At 44.2% G+C, this 16,127-nt stretch carries 15 protein-coding genes; 11 read left to right on the forward strand and 4 right to left on the reverse strand.

Annotation, left to right across the window (positions count from 1 at the left end):
- The first annotated feature begins 43 nt into the window (after positions 1-43).
- On the forward strand, positions 44-475 hold the full coding sequence (locus tag R3D86_06495) for a PaaI family thioesterase (GenBank protein MEZ5757851.1): 432 nt from the start codon (positions 44-46) through the stop codon (positions 473-475).
- On the opposite strand, the gene R3D86_06500 is transcribed toward R3D86_06495, so the two are convergent.
- A complete protein-coding gene (locus R3D86_06500) occupies positions 472-1,134 on the reverse strand; it encodes a YggS family pyridoxal phosphate-dependent enzyme (protein MEZ5757852.1) in 663 nt (220 codons plus the stop codon). The two genes, R3D86_06495 and R3D86_06500, sit on opposite strands and share 4 nt — an antisense overlap.
- A gap of 30 nt (positions 1,135-1,164) precedes the next feature.
- Between R3D86_06500 and R3D86_06505 the strand changes: the two genes are divergently transcribed.
- On the forward strand, positions 1,165-1,776 hold the full coding sequence (locus tag R3D86_06505) for a thiamine phosphate synthase (GenBank protein ID MEZ5757853.1): 612 nt from the start codon (positions 1,165-1,167) through the stop codon (positions 1,774-1,776).
- A gap of 3 nt (positions 1,777-1,779) precedes the next feature.
- On the opposite strand, the gene R3D86_06510 is transcribed toward R3D86_06505, so the two are convergent.
- Positions 1,780-2,640, reverse strand: coding sequence for a hypothetical protein (locus tag R3D86_06510; GenBank protein MEZ5757854.1), 861 nt, complete (start codon positions 2,638-2,640; stop codon positions 1,780-1,782).
- A gap of 381 nt (positions 2,641-3,021) precedes the next feature.
- Here R3D86_06510 and R3D86_06515 point away from each other — a divergent pair, with 381 nt between their 5' ends.
- The 4 genes from R3D86_06515 (at position 3,022) to holA (ending at position 7,762) form a co-directional block, all read left to right on the forward strand.
- Complete coding sequence (locus R3D86_06515; GenBank protein ID MEZ5757855.1) at positions 3,022-3,492, forward strand: DUF3576 domain-containing protein; 471 nt, start codon at positions 3,022-3,024, stop codon at positions 3,490-3,492.
- 101 nt (positions 3,493-3,593) lie between these two features.
- Entirely contained in the window at positions 3,594-6,158 is a 2,565-nt protein-coding gene (leuS, locus tag R3D86_06520; protein MEZ5757856.1) for a leucine--tRNA ligase, read from the forward strand.
- Between the two features lie 18 nt (positions 6,159-6,176).
- The gene (gene lptE / locus R3D86_06525) at positions 6,177-6,728 is read left to right on the forward strand and encodes an LPS assembly lipoprotein LptE (GenBank protein ID MEZ5757857.1); all 552 of its coding nucleotides are present in this window, start codon (positions 6,177-6,179) and stop codon (positions 6,726-6,728) included.
- Entirely contained in the window at positions 6,728-7,762 is a 1,035-nt protein-coding gene (gene holA / locus R3D86_06530) for a DNA polymerase III subunit delta (GenBank protein ID MEZ5757858.1), read from the forward strand. The genes lptE and holA overlap by 1 nt, the downstream gene beginning before the upstream one ends.
- A 21-nt stretch (positions 7,763-7,783) precedes the next feature.
- On the opposite strand, the gene R3D86_06535 is transcribed toward holA, so the two are convergent.
- On the reverse strand, positions 7,784-8,209 hold the full coding sequence (locus R3D86_06535; GenBank protein ID MEZ5757859.1) for an Lrp/AsnC family transcriptional regulator: 426 nt from the start codon (positions 8,207-8,209) through the stop codon (positions 7,784-7,786).
- Between the two features lie 149 nt (positions 8,210-8,358).
- On the opposite strand from R3D86_06535, the gene R3D86_06540 reads away from it, so the two are divergent.
- Entirely contained in the window at positions 8,359-9,432 is a 1,074-nt protein-coding gene (locus tag R3D86_06540; GenBank protein ID MEZ5757860.1) for a saccharopine dehydrogenase C-terminal domain-containing protein, read from the forward strand.
- A gap of 125 nt (positions 9,433-9,557) precedes the next feature.
- The gene (locus tag R3D86_06545; GenBank protein ID MEZ5757861.1) at positions 9,558-10,940 is read left to right on the forward strand and encodes a sodium-dependent transporter; all 1,383 of its coding nucleotides are present in this window, start codon (positions 9,558-9,560) and stop codon (positions 10,938-10,940) included.
- 15 nt (positions 10,941-10,955) lie between these two features.
- Here the strand turns inward: R3D86_06545 and hutI are convergent, their stop codons facing one another.
- The gene (gene hutI, locus R3D86_06550; GenBank protein ID MEZ5757862.1) at positions 10,956-12,173 is read right to left on the reverse strand and encodes an imidazolonepropionase; all 1,218 of its coding nucleotides are present in this window, start codon (positions 12,171-12,173) and stop codon (positions 10,956-10,958) included.
- A gap of 86 nt (positions 12,174-12,259) precedes the next feature.
- On the opposite strand from hutI, the gene R3D86_06555 reads away from it, so the two are divergent.
- The 3 genes from R3D86_06555 to hutU all read left to right on the forward strand — a co-directional run bounded on the left by R3D86_06555 (position 12,260) and on the right by hutU (position 16,126).
- Complete coding sequence (locus R3D86_06555) at positions 12,260-13,615, forward strand: formimidoylglutamate deiminase (GenBank protein MEZ5757863.1); 1,356 nt, start codon at positions 12,260-12,262, stop codon at positions 13,613-13,615.
- A 51-nt stretch (positions 13,616-13,666) separates the two neighbouring features.
- On the forward strand, positions 13,667-14,386 hold the full coding sequence (hutC, locus tag R3D86_06560; protein MEZ5757864.1) for a histidine utilization repressor: 720 nt from the start codon (positions 13,667-13,669) through the stop codon (positions 14,384-14,386).
- 69 nt (positions 14,387-14,455) lie between these two features.
- Positions 14,456-16,126 (forward strand): urocanate hydratase, encoded by a 1,671-nt coding sequence (gene hutU, locus R3D86_06565; protein MEZ5757865.1) that lies wholly within the window; start codon positions 14,456-14,458, stop codon positions 16,124-16,126.
- Position 16,127 lies beyond the last annotated feature (1 nt).

Below are 16,127 nucleotides of genomic sequence, written 5' to 3' on the forward strand. Positions count from 1 at the left end.
CGACCCCATGTGGGTCGTCTTATAAATTCTTATCGGAAAATTGATGTCTTTTGACAAAATGACGGGTCTTGAAATTTTGCAGGCGATGATGGCAGGAAAAATTCCGGCACCGCCCATGGCTGAAACTGTGCCTTCCAGATTGGTGCATGCGGAAGAGGGCTTTGTCAGATTTGTTGTGCGTGCAGACAAAAGGCATTTAAACCCGATGGGGGGTGTTCACGGTGGCTTTAGTGCAACCATTCTTGATTCTGTTACAGGCTGTGCGGTGCAGACTTTGATGGAGCCGGGGATTAAATACAGCACAATTAATCTTGAAGTAAAAATGATCAGACCAATTCCGCTTGATCAGGATCTGATTGCTGAGGGGACGATGATTAACCGCTCACGCCGACTTACCGTTTCAGAAGGAAAAATCATGGATGAAGAAGGCAAGATTTACGCCGCCGGCTCGGCGACCTGCATGATTTTATCCTAATATCCGGGCCGTGTACCAAAAAGGGCAGTGCCAACCCGAACATGGGTTGCGCCATTTTCAATGGCTTTTTCATAATCACCACTCATGCCCATCGAAATTATGCGAAGCTCATTACGGTCAGCAATCTGTTTAAGCAGTTTAAAATGATCTGTCGGGTCCTGATCAAATGGCGGAATACACATTACCCCTTTTACCGGTAATTTAAGCTCGTCACGGCATAGTTTTATGAAATCATCTGCATTTTCAGGAGACATCCCCGCTTTCTGTTCTTCATGTCCCGTATTAATCTGAATGTAAATATCGGGATATTTATTTTCTTCCTCACAGATGCGTGCCAAGGCTACTGCCAGTTTGGGACGATCAACCGTTTCGATAACATCAAACAGCTGAACTGCCTGTCTCACTTTGTTTGTTTGCAGTGGTCCTATTAGATGTAAATATATTCCATCGAATTTATCTTTCAAAGGTGGCCATTTCTCGGCCGCTTCCTGCACACGGTTTTCACCAAAGATCCGCTGTCCGTCTGCTAGTACAGGAATGATCGTTTCTGCCGTATGAATTTTTGATACGGCAACGAGAGTAACGCTCTCTTTACTTCGGCCGCTATCTAGGGATGCTTTTTCAATTTTATCTTTTATTTTTTTAAGATTACTGGTCATTAATATTGCCTTGGGATAAAGTCTTTTTTTATGAAAAGAACCCTAACAGACATTTCATTTGAGCTCAATCGTCAAAGCGGCCAAGATAAAGTACCGCCCGTGATTTTTATTACGGATCAGGAAGCACAGCCATTGCCGGAGCAAGTCATCGAAAAATTACCAGCCGGGTCACTTGTTATCCTAAGGGACTATAATTTACAGAACCGTTATGATCTGGCCGTGGCGCTTGGGTATATCTGCAAACAAAAAAATATAAAATTCAGTGTAGCGGCTGATCTGGAAATTGCATTGGCAGTCCAGGCCGATGGAATACATTTGCCAGAACACAGAATCTCTGAAGCAGAAATTATCAGACAGAATTATCCGGATTTTTTTATTTCTGCTTCTTGCCATAGCGAAAAGGCTGTTTCAAATTTACCGACAAATATTATTGATGCCGTTTTATTGGGGCCTGTCTTCCCGACGGAAAGTCATCCGGAAACTTTTAATAATCCTGCTCTTACTCTTGGCATAAATCATTTCTCGGAAATATGTAAGCAAAGTCAAATGGCGATATTTGCTTTGGGTGGCGTTAACGAGAATACGGCAGAAAAATTGTACGGCAGCGGTGCGGCCGGTATTGCAGCAATAAGAGGATTTTAAAAATTAGAAACTTACGTTGGTTCCAAATATCAATGACTGGACATCATCAATAGAAGCAAAATCATTGCTTGCTCCATAAGAATAATATGTAAATCTGCCGGTCAGACTTACATTTGAGAATAATCTGTAAGCGGCACCAAGTTCATATGCGGAAATATGATCAAAAATATTATAATCCTGAGATAGAAGCAATGGTCGCGCACTGTTATAAGCGCCAACACTGATATTTGCGGACCAGCTTCCACCTATATAACCGAACCCTAAGTCAAACCCTGACATATCAGGTGAAAAAAGGAAATTATTACGGCTGAAGGACGCACCAAGTCTAAAGCCGGAATATCCAAGCCCAAGAGATAAGTTATAAGCTTTTTGAGAAAGTAGCCCGTTAGTCAAATAATCCGAAACAAGGCTTTCCGCTGTATTAATAAAACTTGAGCCCACAACCAGTTTAATGGATTTGTCACTTTCAAAAGCCGTACCGGCCTTTCGGGAAGGATTGAGTGATACGACCATTTGTGAACCACCAGTGCGACCAGAAATTAAGCCTGAAGTTGTGTTACTACCGATGGACGGAAGACTGAAAGACAAGGACGGATTATACATATACTGATGCGTTACCTGTAGGAGAGGTACCGGAGTTTCATTCGCCTCTCCAAGAGAAACATAAGATTTTTGTTTGCTTTCAGGTTCTGTCAGCATGATGTACTGATCATTTTCCTCATGGGGATTTAGAAACTGATTAAAATCATTTTTGAGGTTGTTATTAAATAATTCATTAGCGGATTGCAGAGAATCAAGTTCTGTTGGGGCTTTATAGTTTGGATTCGCGCGAATCTGATCCTGTGCATGGGCATCCAATTGCATAAAAGCAACCCCGGCCAAGCATAAAATTATGGCGGCAGCGCGTATATTACAGATGATTTTTTTTACTTCAAATCCCATGTACAAACCATAAATCATTCAACAATACCAATACGTTACAGCATAAATGCTGTAAACTTGTGGTCACAAAATTAATTATTCCAAAAAATACTTCATTTCTGTACCAATATAAGTATATAGAAATAAAATAAAATTTCAATCACTTGAGAAGAATAAGAACATTTTTTTTGGTAATAAATCAAGATTAAATAGATTAAATCTATAAACAACTTTATCTAATCTGCTGCAGTCGTTATGATGCAAAAAATGTGATGGTACGAGTATTGGATACAGCCCCTTTATGGAAATAGGAATGGAATTTAAATGACAGTTAAACAGGGAAAATCATTAGGCGTTTTTCTGACAACGATAGTGATGCTTATATTACTTCCTCTGATGGGATGTAGCAAAAGAAGTGAAATTGGCGAACCCCGGGATAATATTCAGGCTGCGGAAGAAGTATTTTCTATCGGTGTAAATGCCTATCTTTGGCGGGCGTCTCTTGACACTTTGTCATTTATGCCAATGCTGGAAGCCAATCACGAAAGCGGAACAATTCTAACCGATTGGGCAGTCAATCCAAACGATTCAAATGAACGCAGTAAAGTAGATTTGTATATAGTCGGTAAAGAGCTTCGCGCAGATGCGCTTAAGATAACAGTACATCGTGAAGCATTGCAGAACGGCTCATGGGTTGAAATAGCGCCCCGCCCGGAAGCGGCAGAACAAATCAACTCTGCAATCATTATTCAGGCGAGGCTTTTACGCCGTGACAATGCGCCGATAACAAATTAACAATTTAGTAGAAATAAGAAATGCAAAATGTGTAATTTATGTCGCCTAATAAGGTTCAGGCGGATAATCCACATAGTTTGCAAAGACCGGGACCGATGACTATGACACGCTATAACGCTGGTGCGACAGAGGCAAAATGGCAAAAAATATGGGCGGATAATAATACTTTTGTCGTAAGTGAGGATTATTCGAAACCAAAATACTATGTGCTGGAAATGTTTCCATACCCTTCTGGCCGCATTCACATGGGGCATGTCAGAAATTATACACAAGGGGATGTTGTCGCCCGGTATAAAAGAGCAAAAGGGTTTAATGTCCTTCACCCAATGGGATGGGATGCGTTTGGTATGCCGGCTGAAAATGCAGCCATGCAACATAACGTGCATCCGGCAAAATGGACCTACGAAAATATCGATCATATGAAAAACCAGTTAAAATCTATTGGTTTTTCATTTGACTGGACCCGTGAACTGGCAACCTGTGACCCGGAATATTATGGTAAGGAACAGGCCATGTTCATTGACTTTCTTGAAGCTGGTCTTGTGTACCGTAAGGAAAGCTGGGTTAACTGGGACCCAGTGGATAATACGGTACTTGCCAATGAGCAGGTTATTGACGGTAAAGGCTGGCGAAGTGGTGCGGTCGTAGAGCGAAAAAAACTAAATCAGTGGTTTTTAAAAATTACCGCAGTCGCCGATGATCTTGATGAAACACTTGATATACTTGACCGCTGGCCGGAAAAAGTCAGAACCATGCAAAAAAACTGGATTGGAAAATCCAGAGGAATGCATTTGACCTTTAGCGCATCAGTTGGGGAAGAGAGCATTACCGTTTATACGACCCGCCCGGACACGATTTTCGGGGCGTCTTTTATTGCCATTGCTGCCGATCATCCGATTGCCTCGAACTATGCAGAAAAAGATCAGGGGTTAAAATCCTTTATTGAGGAATGCCGCAAACTGGGCACAAGTGAAGAGGCGCTTGAAAAGGCTGAGAAAAAAGGGTTTAAACTTAACCTGACCATGAAACATCCTTTTGTGGATGGGTGCGAACTTCCTGTCTATGTGGCTAATTTTGTCCTGATGGAGTATGGCACTGGCGCTGTTTTCGGGTGCCCTGCCCATGATCAGCGGGATCTGGATTTTGCCAGAAAATATAATTTAAATGTAAAAGCTGTTGTTATCCCAAAAGGCGAAGACCCGGCGACATTCAAAGTTGATAATATTGCCTATACGGATCCAGGCATCATTGGAAATTCAGAATTTCTAAATGGATTATCGGTGGAGGATGCCAAATCAAAAGTTATAGAGCTTGCCGAGAAAGGCGGGTTCGGCGAAGCGACAATAAATTATCGCCTGCGTGATTGGGGTGTCAGCCGCCAACGGTATTGGGGTGCGCCGATCCCGATGATTTATTGCGCTGATTGTGGGGTGGTACCTGTCCCCAAATCTGATCTGCCTGTCGTGCTGCCGGATGATATCACCTTTGATAAGCCGGGTAATCCGCTGGACCATCACCCGACCTGGAAACATGTTAATTGTCCAAAATGCGGAAAAGCGGCAGAGCGCGAAACCGATACTTTTGATACTTTTATAGACAGTTCCTGGTATTTTGCCCGATTTGCGTCACCGCATTCTGAAAGTCCGTTTGACAGAAAAGCAGCGGATTACTGGTTGCCGGTGGACCAGTATGTAGGTGGGATTGAACATGCTATCCTGCATCTGCTTTATTCGCGTTTTTTCAGCCGGGCCATGAAAGAAATCGGCCTTTGTGATGTAAAAGAACCGTTTGACGGATTGTTTACGCAAGGAATGGTTTGCCATGAAACGTATCAGGATAGTAAAGGCAACTGGATTTTACCTGAAGAGCTGGAAAAACAGAGTGATGGCAGCTTCATTCACAAAAAAACAGGTGAAAAAGTCACTGCCGGCCGATCAGTGAAAATGTCCAAATCAAAAAAGAATGTGGTTGATCCGACAGATATCATTGATACATACGGAGCGGACACAGCGCGCTGGTTTATGCTTTCAGACAGTCCGCCTGAGCGTGACCTGGAATGGACAGAAGAAGGAGTCGAAGGTGCCTGGCGCTTTACCCAAAGGCTCTGGCGAACTGTTACAGAAAACATAGATCTGTCAGCAAAAGAATTAATTGAGCCGTCTGATTTTAGTCGACAGGCTCAGGATTTAAGACGCATGACACATTTATCCATTTTTCAAATTGGCAAGGATATTGAAGATTTCCATTTTAATAGCGCTGTTGCGCAAGCTTATAAATTTACCAATGCCATTGCAACCTTTAAATCAGATGGTAGTGAAGGCGATAATTTTGCTTTAAATGAAGCTATTAAAACAATTATCTTACTGACCGCACCAATGATGCCGCATCTTGCTGAGGAAATGTGGTCAAAAATTGGTGGGGAAGGTCTGGTTTCCGACGCGTCCTGGCCGGTTGCAAGACCCGAACAGATGCAGGAAACGACCGTCACTGTCGTTGTTCAGGTTCAGGGCAAGCTTAAAGATAAACTGGATGTTGAAAAAGATATGGATAAAAAAGCCTTGGAGGAACTGGCCCTGTCATCTGAGAAGGTTCAAAATTCAATCGCCGGAAAAGAGATCAGGAAGATTATTGTGGTTCCAAACAAAATTGTTAATATTGTTATATAGGTCATAAAAAGGCGCTTCATGATTCATTGGCTAAAACCATCCGTTAGAGTTTTTGGCATACTTAGTCTGCTATTCATATCGGCGTGTGGATTTAAACCTATGTATGGTCAGAATTCAGAAAGCGGTGCCGGTCTGGCACAGGTCATGGCCAATATTAAAATAGATCAGATTCGTAATGAGTCCGGTCGTCAGGAACGACTTTCCCAGCTTCTTCAAAACAATCTTAATGAACGGATTTCACCACTATCTTCAGATGGCTCAGCAACCGGCTACATTTTAAAAGCGGGTTATAATCTGCAGGAAGCAGGCTATGGTATCCGTGAAGATGAAACGGTGACCCTGCAAAACCTTAAACTGACTGTTGACTTTGCCCTGGTTGATGTGGATACGGATCAATCCATTATGGATGGCACTGCCCGGGCCATTGTGACCTATGACCTTGTCAGATCTGATTATTCAAACAAAATCGCCCGCGAAACGTCATTGGAACGCTTATCAGAAGAAGTCGCCAATCAGATCATCACACGGATAGGAACTTACCTGAATGAAAACCCGCGTGAGGCAAGGTAATGAAACTTACCTACCGCGACATAGATGCACAGGTAAAAAAACTTTCCCCTGAATATCTGGCTGTACTTGTCTATGGCCCGGATGAGGGACTGGTACGTGAGAGGGCTACTTTGATCGCAAAACAGGTGGTTGCCGACTTGCAGGATCCTTTTCTGGTTGCCAATATTGATCCGGACAATCTTAAAAACGATCCGGGAATTTTGGCTGACGAGGCGGCGGCTATTTCTATGATGGGGGGACGTCGGGTGATCAGGGTCGAGGGCGCCGCTGAAAATGCAACGAAGGCCGCTGAAAATTTTCTTGCAAATCCATTGGGCGATGGTCTGATCGTGATTTCGGCGGGCAATCTTCGACCGACTTCAGGGCTGCGTAAACTGTTTGAAAAGGCCAAGAACGCAGCAGCACTCCCCTGTTATGAAGATAATCAGGCGACTATTGATGCCTTAATCCATGAAGTGATGCGGGAAAATAGTCTCACCATTACTGCTGATGCCGCCGCATTTTTACAAATGAATTTGGGGAATGACAGGCTTGTATCCCGTAGTGAGCTGAATAAACTTGCTCTTTATATGGGGCCAATTGGAAAACGCAGCAGCGATCAGGTCACTTTTGATGATGTTGTGGCCTGTGTCGGCGATAGCGGGGCGCTCACTATTGATACCATCACCAGTGCCACCATAAGCGGCGACCTCCGCACCCTTGATGACAGCCTGTTTAAAGCGTTTAATCGCGGCGAAAGTCCCATATCGGTTCTTCGTTCACTGCTTCGTAAAATTCAACGCATGCACCTGGCCCGTGGTTATATGGATCAGGGAATGTCAGCGGACCAGGCCATGGGAAAGCTTATCCCGCGTGTTTTTGCCATGGAAGCTCAGCGTTTTAAAGCCGATCTTTCTAAATGGACAACCACAAGACTGGCCAGTGCAATGGCCATAACCTCGGAAGCGGAAGCTGCCTGTAAAACGACAGGTAAGCCGGTTGAAGCCATCTGTGCCCGTGCCTGCCTGCGTATCGCAAATGCAGCAAGAAGGTGAGACATTCTTTTTTTAATTGCGTTAAACCTCATATTTCCGGGACAGGATGATCGAGGTAGTGGTTTTTTCCATACCGGTAAGAATGCCAATATTATCAATAGTTGCATCAAGCTCTTCGGTGGTCTGTGCCCGAACCGTGGCAATAAGATCATAAATACCGCTGACAGTATAGATGGATACGACCCCGGGCATTTTTTTCAGTGCCTGAACTATGGCGGTTGCATATTTTGGCTGAAAGGTCATCATCACCTGAGCAGAAATCAGCCGCTGGCTGTAAGCCTCATTAAGACGGATCGTATATCCTGCAATTATACCGCGATCTTCAAGTCGTCTGATCCTATCCTGAACTGTGCTTCTGGAGAGACCAAGAAGACGGGCCAATGTCGTTGTTGATGCCCGACTGTTTTCACTGAGCAGATTAAGCAATTGTTTGTCTTTATCGTCCATCTGGAACCCTTTTGAATTTTATCGTCATTTTGAAAAATTTTCCGTCATAATGTCAATAAATAACATACAATTCGACGAAATGTACCCTTCATTATGTTAATATTACTCTATATGGTGTTGGCATCAATAGTTTTTTATAGGATGTTTAAATGAAAAAAATACTTCTTATGGGCGCTGGTAAAATAGGTGAAATGATTACTGAAATGCTGGCCGGTAGTGGTGATTATCATGTCACTGTCGCGGATATCAATGATGCGGCCCTTGCTAAAATGCCAGCATATGACAATGTCAGAACCATTCATCTTGATGTAAAGGATCAATCGGCTCTGGATAAGGAAATGGCCGGAAAATTTGCTGTCCTTTCAGCGGCCCCTTATCAGATAACCAAATTTATCGCAGAAGCCGCGGTGAGAAACAACGTTCATTATTTTGATCTGACGGAAGATGTTGCCTGCACGCGCATCGTAAAGGAACTGGCAAAAAAAGCGGATGTTGCCCTTATCCCGCAGTGTGGTCTGGCACCCGGGTATATTTCAATTGTTGCTTATGACATTGCCAAAAAATTTGAACGCTTACAAAACGTTCATCTTCGTGTTGGTGCACTTCCAAAAATTCCGTCAAATGCTCTAAAATATAATCTGACCTGGTCGACTGATGGGCTTATTAATGAATATTGTCAGCCATGTGAAGCGGTGATAAATGGACGTCTGGTTGAAACACCGCCGCTTGAAGAGTTGGAAAATTTCTCAATAGATGGTATTGACTATGAAGCCTTCAATACATCCGGTGGCCTAGGCACTCTCTGTGAAACGCTGGAAGGAAAGGTCCAAAACCTGAACTACCGGACAGCCCGCTATCCGGGGCACCGTGATATTCTTAAACTCCTCCTGCAGGATCTCCGACTTAATGAACGGCAGGATGTGATAAAGGATATTTTTGAATATGCACTGCCTTTTACCTATCAGGATGTTGTTCTTATTTATGTGACTGTGACCGGAGATGTGGATGGCCGTTTCGTTCAGGACTCATATGCGCATAAAGTTTATAATCAGGAAATTGGCGGAAAAATGTGGTCTGCTATTCAGGTGACAACTTCTGCAGGGATATGCGCTATGGTTGATCTTCTGGCGCAGGGAAAATTGCCAAACAAAGGATTTGTCAAACAGGAAGATGTTGATTTCAATGACTTCATAACCAACCGTTTCGGAAAATATTACGCTTAAATATTTAATCATGCCTTAAACTTAGCCGCGCTCTCTTGGGGGGGTGCGGCATTATTTTATGGACGCAAAAAATACTTATGCTAATTTATGATGATCAAAAAAAATAAATATCGGGAGTTTTTCAAGTGACACATGTAACACAGGAAAAATGGTCGTCAGGAATGGCATTCCTTCTTGCGGCGATCGGAAGTGCCGTTGGCCTTGGTAATATTTACCGCTTCCCTTATGTGGTTGGTCAGAATGGTGGTGGTGCCTTTGTCCTGCTTTATCTTGGTGTCGTGTTGTTTTTTGGCATTCCGCTTATTATGACAGAACTGACCATTGGACGGCGTAAGCAGTTACCACCGATAGCTGCGTATGGTGCCCTTGCAGAAGGAATGAAAAGCAGGCCATTCTGGAAATTTATTGGCTTTACCAATATTATGACACCGATCGGAATTCTCGGGTTTTATTTTGTAATTGCCGGCTGGACCCTGAATTATGTTTACAGCATGATAACCGGGCAGCTGAGCAATCTTGTTGACGGGCAAACACAGACCGTTTTTGCAGACATGATGAATAGCCCGGGAACCCTTATTTTCTGGATGACACTTGCCGTACTTATTACGGCATTTATTATTTCACGTGGCATTAAGGCAGGGCTTGAAAAAGCAGTTAATGTATTAATGCCGATGCTTTTTCTTATCCTGGTTTTACTGGTCATTTATTCGCTTTTTAACGGTGGTGTTGTAGAAACCTTTAAATTTATGTTCTACCCCGATTTTTCAAAAATAACCGGTGAAACTGTGCTTGAAGCCACGGGTCAGGCTTTCTTTTCACTTTCTTTGGGTAGCGCGACAATGATGGTATATGGATCCTACCTTCCAAAAAACGAATCTATTCCTAAGCTTGCCTGCGGTGTTGCATTTGCGGATACGTTTGTTGCCCTGGTTGCCGGATTTGCCGTTTTTCCAATTATCTTTACCAACGGACTTGATCTGGATTCCGGTCCTAACCTTGTGTTTGTAACGCTGCCGGTGATTTTCGATCAGATGCCGTTTGGGCAGATTTTTGGTATTCTTTTCTTTATGCTTCTGGCTTTTGCCGCCATTACATCGACTATTTCATTGTTTGAACCAACGGTTTCCACGCTTGAGGAAAAAGGGATCTGCTCCCGCCCTGTGGCTTCACTGTTTGCCGGAATAGGTCTCTGGTGTCTGGCCGGACTGTCGGCCCTTTCCATGAACGTACTTTCTGAAGTCCGCTTACTTACCTTTACCGAGACGGTTGCAGGCAAGAATATTATGGATCTTCTGGAATATATGTCGGCCAATGCCATGATGCTGTTTAATACCCTTTTTGCCGGAATATTTATAGGATGGATGATGAACAGGAAAGATGTACTCGAAGAAATCGGACTGGGCGACAGCCTGCTTTTTAAATTCTGGCGATCCATTATCCGGTTTGTTGTGCCGGTTGTCGTCGGCTATCTGATTTATGCATTCTTTTCCGGTAAGTTGAGCAGCTAGGGCTTTAAATTTCTGTCAAATATTGTGATAAACCACATTGCCGTTTTTTATGACCGATAAAACGGGAGAACCACCAACCTGATAGGCGAGCTCGGCCGGTTGACTGATATCCCAGAGCACCATATCAGCTTTAAGCCCTTCTTTTAGCTGACCACGATCACAAAGTCCCAAGGCTTTGGCCGCGTTTCTTGTCACGCCGGCCAGGGCCTCTTCCGGGGTAAGCCCAAAAATAGTTGATGCCATATTGATCATGAGTTTTAATGAAAGAACAGGGGATGAACCGGGGTTGCTGTCGGTGGCAACAGCCATAGGGATATTGCGTTTGCGCATTGAATTTACCGGCGGCAGTTTTGTATCCCTTAATGTATAATATGCACCGGGCAGTAGCACGGCAACGGTGCCGGATTTTTGCATCAAATCCATACTGCTTTCACTTAAATATTCAAGATGATCAGCGGAAAGGGCATTATAGCTAGCCGCCAGGCCGGCACCGGAAAGGTCTGATAGCTGCTCCGCATGAAGTTTTAAATTAAAACCATGTTTTTTTGCAGCACCAAATATCCGGTCCATTTCAGAATATGTAAAACCGATATTTTCCAGAAAGCCGTCAACGGCAATTGCCAGCTTTTCTTCGGCCACTTTTGGCAGCATGTCTTTGATGATTAGATCAATATAACCGTCTCGGTTATCACTATATTCAGGCGGCATGGCATGTGCGCCAAGAAAGGTGGCAACGACATCAGCATGGCTAATTTCATCCAGTTTTTTTGCTGCCCGGAGCATTTTAAGTTCATTTTCAACATCCAGTCCGTATCCTGATTTGACTTCAATTGTTGTGACACCATCCTTTTCAAGATGCCGCAGACGTTTTAATGCATTTGATACCAACTCATCCTCTGTTGCTGCACGTGTTGCCATGACCGTCGATAGAATGCCACCACCGGCTTTTGCTATTTCTTCATAAGTAGCACCATTTAACCGCTTTTCAAATTCATCTATCCGGTTGCCGCCATAGATAAGATGGGTATGGCAATCAATTAAGCCGGGTGTCATATAAGCGCCTGAGCATTCTATTATTTCACCATCGTAATGTGCCGGCATATCAACTTTATTGCCAACCCAGTTTATAATCCCGTCCTTTTCAACCAAAGCAGCATCAGTAATTAAACCATAAGACATTCCCGTTTCGCTCATAGTCAGCAGATTTACATCGGTCCAGATTGTATGGCTCATATGATAGTCTTTTCGATTAAATTTGACAATTTTCATAATTCGAATAAATTAAGTTGTATAGACAACTATATCCAGAAAATTTTAAAATGAAAAGAATTATATTCAATAAGGCATTATTACCCTCCGGATGGGTCCGAAATGTAGCTCTGGACATTGATGAAAGGGGAATGATTTCAAACATTATCTCCGGCTACAGCGGGGAAGGAGAGTGCTATGCTGGTTATGCTATGCCGGGCCAGAATAATATTCATAGTCATGCTTTTCAGCGGGCAATGGCGGGTCTTGCCGAATATACGTCTTCAACAAGTGACAGCTTCTGGACCTGGCGCGATATTATGTACCGTTTTGCCGCGCAGATTTCACCGGCAGATCTTGAGGTTATTGCCTCTCAGCTTTATCTGGAAATGTTGAAAGCGGGATATGTCAGTGTTTGTGAATTTCATTATCTGCATCATAGTGGGGAGGGTAACCTTGCTATGTCCAATGCTATATTGAAAGCAGCTAAGAATGCAGGAATTGCCCTTACGCATTTGCCTGTTTTATATATGACTTCCGGCTTTGGTGGAAAACCATTGACGGAAAGCCAATTAAGATTTGGACATGACGTGGAAAGTTATCTGGATTTGATGTCCACACTTCAAAAACTTTTGGAAAATGAACCTGACCAAAAACTTGGTATGGCATTTCATTCACTTAGAGCGGTCCCTGAAGAAGCCTTAAAAGAATGTTTGTTAAAATTAACAGTCTCAGGTCCAATCCATATTCATATTGCTGAACAAATGAGGGAAGTTAACGACTGTCTTTCCTGGTCAGGTCAACGGCCGATTGAATGGCTTTATGATCATGTGGAAGTTAATGAAAACTGGTGTCTGGTCCATGCGACACATTTGAACGATAATGAAATTACCATGATCGCAAGGTCAGGGGCCGTTGCCGGACTATGCCCGGCGACAGAAGCAAATCTGGGTGACGGATTATTCCCTTTAAAAAAATATCTTGATCAAAATGGCCGGATCGCTATTGGCTCGGACAGTCATATATCTGTCAGTATCAGCGAAGAGCTGCGCTGGCTAGAATATGGTCAAAGGCTTCAACATAACAGGCGTAATATCGCTGCGGATGAAGAAGAAAGCCATACAGGCTCAAACCTTTATCAAAAATGTCTGGCGGGCGGAGCTGTGGCCAGCGGGTTTGATAATGGGATCATCGCTGTTGGTAACCGGGCTGACCTGATTGTCCTTGATGAATACTCTCCCATACTTATTGGATCACCCGACAAAGCAATTATTGACCGCTTTATATTTAATGGTAATCAAAACCCGGTAAGGCACGTCATGGTGGCCGGAAAATGGGTGGTCAGGGATTATAAGCATGCTCGGGAAGATGAAATTTTCCATGAATTTGCTGCCACTATGGGCAGGTTGAAGAAAATACTTGACTAGCTTGTATATACAAGTAAATAATAAAGCGTTTAATATTTGAAGGAACTGACAATGACTGTGGATTTGCAATCGGAACCCTTATACCGGAAAATTAAAAAACATATTCTCGATCGCATTGATAGCGGTGAATGGGTCGCATCCATGCGTGTGCCTTCGGAAAATGAACTGGTTAAGGAATTTTCAGTATCCAGAATGACAACCAACCGTGCGCTTAGGGAACTGACCGACGAAGGATACCTGATCCGCATCGCTGGTGTTGGTACGTTTGTTGCCGAGCTTAGGGCAAAAAGCAATCCACTGGAAATCCATAATATTGCTGATGAAATACGTGCCCGTCATCATAAATACAGTGCTGAGGTTCTCGCACTGGAACCCGTAAAGGCAAATGAAAAAATAGCCTCTTTCATGAATGTAGAGGTTGGTCAAACGCTTACCCATTCGATGATTGTACATAAGGAACAGGGTATCCCAATCCAGCTGGAAGATCGGCTGGTCAATGAAGACATTGTGCCAGGGTATGGCCAGCAGGATTTCAGCGAAAATACACCATATGAATATCTGATTAAAATGGCGCCACTGCAAAAGGTTGAGCATGTTGTAAAAGCAATCATTGCCACGCCGTCAATTAAATCACTACTTGATATGTCGGACGAGGAAGCCTGCTTGCTGATTGAACGGCGAACATGGACCAAAGGCCGCGTTGCCTCCACCGCTAAATTATATCACCCGGGTTCAAGATACGAACTGTCGGGCTTATTTAAACCGGAATAAATTAATTTTTTTCTCCTTCATATATAGGGAGAAGTTTAAAATTTTTACTTGTATATACAGGATAGAAAAATGCAAAAACTTAATAGCAATAACAGAATAATCAAGGCCCCGACGGGACCAGAGCTGAATACAAAATGCTGGGCAACGGAAGCACCGCTAAGGATGTTGATGAATAACCTTGACCCTGAGGTGGCAGAAAAGCCTGAGGAACTCGTGGTTTATGGCGGCATTGGCCGCGCCGCCAGAAACTGGCAATGTTTTGATAAAATTGTTGAAAGCCTTAGAAGATTAGAAAATGATGAAACCCTGTTGGTACAATCCGGAAAGCCGGTTGGTATTTTCAGAACCCATGAAAATGCGCCGAGGGTACTGATCGCCAACTCAAATCTGGTGCCTCATTGGGCGACTTGGGACCATTTTAATGAGCTCGATAAAAAAGGTCTGATGATGTACGGGCAGATGACAGCCGGAAGCTGGATCTATATCGGCAGTCAGGGCATTGTTCAGGGTACCTACGAGACTTTTGTTGAAATGGGCCGTCAGCATTATGGCGGAAACCTTAAGGGAAAATGGATTTTAACTGGTGGTCTTGGCGGCATGGGCGGTGCTCAGCCGCTTGCTGCCACCATGGCTGGGGCATCTATGCTCGCTATTGAATGCCGCAGTGACCGGATCGATTTTCGTATTCGAACAGGTTATCTGGATCGGCGTGCTGAAACCCTTGATCAGGCAATGACTATAATCAATGAGGCAACAGCTTCAGGGAAAGCCGTTTCCGTTGGCCTGCTTGGCAATGCGGCGGAAATAATCCCGGAAATGATCAGCCGTGGTATACGCCCTGATGCGGTAACCGATCAGACATCGGCCCATGACCCGGTCAATGGCTATTTACCGATCGGCTGGACGGTTGACGAATGGGAAGAAAAAATTGAAACTGCCCCGAAAGAGGTGGAGGCAGCGGCGATTAAATCAATGTCCGTCCATGTGAAAGCCATGCTGGACTATCAGAAAATGGGCATTCCGACATTTGATTACGGCAACAACATCCGCCAGGTGGCCTTTGATGACGGGGTTAAAAATGCCTTCGATTTTCCGGGATTTGTGCCGGCCTATGTGCGGCCATTATTTTGCCGCGGTATCGGGCCATTTCGCTGGGCAGCGTTAAGTGGGGATTCTGAGGATATTTATAAAACCGATCAGAAGGTTAAAGAACTGGTTCCGGATAACCCGCATCTTCATAACTGGCTGGACATGGCCCGTGAACGTATAAAGTTTCAGGGACTCCCGGCCCGTATCTGTTGGGTTGGATTGGGTGATCGCCACCGTCTTGGTCTTGCCTTCAATGAAATGGTGAAAAACGGTGAACTTAAAGCACCGGTCGTTATTGGTCGCGATCATCTGGATTCAGGCTCGGTGGCAAGTCCCAACCGTGAAACAGAAAGCATGCTGGACGGTTCGGACGCCGTATCCGACTGGCCACTGCTTAATGCTCTTCTTAATACGGCAAGCGGGGCAACATGGGTGTCGCTTCATCATGGTGGTGGCGTAGGCATGGGCTTTTCTCAGCACAGCGGCGTTGTCATTCTCTGTGATGGCACCGATGAAGCGGCGGCGCGTATCGGCCGTGTTCTCTGGAACGATCCGGCAACTGGTGTCATGCGCCATGCAGACGCCGGTTATGACATCGCTAGGAAATGTGCTCGCGATCAGGGCCTTAATTTGCCAATGTTGGAGGATTAAA

Source organism: Emcibacteraceae bacterium (assembly GCA_041396985.1).
GTDB lineage: Bacteria > Pseudomonadota > Alphaproteobacteria > Sphingomonadales > Emcibacteraceae > Pseudemcibacter.

Bases quoted from the DNA above. Each gene is read 5' to 3' on its own strand.
- R3D86_06495 (MEZ5757851.1), top strand. From the start codon at position 44: ATGTCTTTTGACAAAATGACGGGTCTTGAAATTTTGCAGGCGATGATG.
- R3D86_06500 (MEZ5757852.1), bottom strand. From the start codon at position 1,134: ATGACCAGTAATCTTAAAAAAATAAAAGATAAAATTGAAAAAGCATCC.
- R3D86_06505 (MEZ5757853.1), top strand. From the start codon at position 1,165: ATGAAAAGAACCCTAACAGACATTTCATTTGAGCTCAATCGTCAAAGC.
- R3D86_06510 (MEZ5757854.1), bottom strand. From the start codon at position 2,640: ATGCAATTGGATGCCCATGCACAGGATCAGATTCGCGCGAATCCAAAC.
- R3D86_06515 (MEZ5757855.1), top strand. From the start codon at position 3,022: ATGACAGTTAAACAGGGAAAATCATTAGGCGTTTTTCTGACAACGATA.
- leuS (MEZ5757856.1), top strand. From the start codon at position 3,594: ATGACACGCTATAACGCTGGTGCGACAGAGGCAAAATGGCAAAAAATA.
- lptE (MEZ5757857.1), top strand. From the start codon at position 6,177: ATGATTCATTGGCTAAAACCATCCGTTAGAGTTTTTGGCATACTTAGT.
- holA (MEZ5757858.1), top strand. From the start codon at position 6,728: ATGAAACTTACCTACCGCGACATAGATGCACAGGTAAAAAAACTTTCC.
- R3D86_06535 (MEZ5757859.1), bottom strand. From the start codon at position 8,209: ATGGACGATAAAGACAAACAATTGCTTAATCTGCTCAGTGAAAACAGT.
- R3D86_06540 (MEZ5757860.1), top strand. From the start codon at position 8,359: ATGAAAAAAATACTTCTTATGGGCGCTGGTAAAATAGGTGAAATGATT.
- hutI (MEZ5757862.1), bottom strand. From the start codon at position 12,173: ATGAGCCATACAATCTGGACCGATGTAAATCTGCTGACTATGAGCGAA.
- R3D86_06555 (MEZ5757863.1), top strand. From the start codon at position 12,260: ATGAAAAGAATTATATTCAATAAGGCATTATTACCCTCCGGATGGGTC.
- hutC (MEZ5757864.1), top strand. From the start codon at position 13,667: ATGACTGTGGATTTGCAATCGGAACCCTTATACCGGAAAATTAAAAAA.
- hutU (MEZ5757865.1), top strand. From the start codon at position 14,456: ATGCAAAAACTTAATAGCAATAACAGAATAATCAAGGCCCCGACGGGA.